The organism is Novosphingobium capsulatum NBRC 12533, assembly GCF_001598375.1.
Lineage (GTDB): Bacteria > Pseudomonadota > Alphaproteobacteria > Sphingomonadales > Sphingomonadaceae > Novosphingobium > Novosphingobium capsulatum.
This window is the reverse complement of record NZ_BCYV01000059.1, coordinates 1-1,313: the sequence shown is the minus strand read 5'-3', so window position 1 is coordinate 1,313 and position 1,313 is coordinate 1. Positions and strand designations below refer to the sequence as shown.

At 62.2% G+C, this 1,313-nt stretch carries 1 protein-coding gene; it reads left to right on the top strand.

Annotation, left to right across the window (positions count from 1 at the left end):
* The first annotated feature begins 213 nt into the window (after positions 1 to 213).
* Positions 214 to 1,281: an IS110 family RNA-guided transposase gene (locus SCA01S_RS21535; RefSeq protein ID WP_062788862.1), complete on the top strand. Its 1,068-nt coding sequence runs from the start codon at positions 214 to 216 to the stop codon at positions 1,279 to 1,281.
* Positions 1,282 to 1,313: the final 32 nt, after the last annotated feature.

Below are 1,313 nucleotides of genomic sequence, written 5' to 3'. Positions count from 1 at the left end.
GACAGCTATGACTGTGAGAAGATGCATGCAGTCTGGAAGGTCTGACCCATGCTTACGACTGACCACGTGTCATGGCGTTGATCTGTCGGCCCTCCAGGCTGCACCCGAGGCGTCGCGAAACGTGACTTGATAGGAGCCTGAGGGAGTGCCGTCCCGTCACAGTCCTGTCCGCTCGCGAAGGGCCTTCGGGTTCCACCCGCCTGGAGGACCAATATGCATGATATTACACCAGACGCTGTCGTCATCGGCATCGACACCCATAAAGACGTTCACGTCGCGGTCGCGATCAACGGACTGGGCGCGCGGCTTGCCACAGCATCGTTCCCGGTAACCAGCAAGGGCTATCGCCAGGTGGCAGCTTGGGCAACCGAGCACGGAACCGTGCACGCATTCGGCATCGAAGGAACTGGCTCATACGGTGCCGGCCTCGCACGTGCGCTGGCTGCGAAGGGTTTGCGCGTCATTGAGGTCGGCCGGATCAACCGGCAGCTCCGGCGTCGATATGGCAAGACCGATACCGTGGATGCCGAGTCCGCTGCAAGGGCCGTGCTTGCGGGTGACGCCGACGGTGAGCCCAAAGTTGGTGATGGCACCGTTGAAATGATCCGTCACCTCAAGATAGCCCGCGACACTGCGCTCAAAGCGCGAACACAAGCTATGGTCACGCTCAAGACAATGCTGGTGAACGCGCCACAGGCGTTGCGCGAGCGGTTCATCGGCATCACCGGCAAGATGACGCTTATCCGAGCGATCGCAGCGCTGCGCCCGGGGGCACTGGTGTCCACCACTGCATCGGCGAAGATGGCGCTACGCGCATTAGCGAACCGATGGCTGATGCTGGATGCCGAGATCAAGGAGCACGAAGCCGCCCTCGAGCAGTTGGTGCGTGCCCACGCACCGGCACTGATGGATGCGCCTGGCGTGTCGACCGGTACCATCGCCGACATGCTCATTGTCTTGGGAGACAATCCTCAGCGGATCCGATCCGAGGCCGCGTTCGCCAAGCTATGCGGCGTGTGCCCCGTGCCGGCATCAAGTGGCAAGACCAACCGTCACCGGCTCAACCGCGGTGGCAACCGGCGGGCGAATGCGGCTCTGTACCGCGTCGCCTTGGTTCGCATGCGCCACCATCCGCCGACCCGCGAATATATCCAGCGCCGAACCGCCGAAGGCAAGTCGCCTCGCGAAATCCGGCGGTGCCTCAAGCGGTACATCGCTCGCGAAATCTACCAGCACCTCTGTACTGAAAAGCCGCTCCCAGCAGCCGCGAAAGGCTCTTGACCAACATAGGAGCATCAATGCCTTGGCCGAGA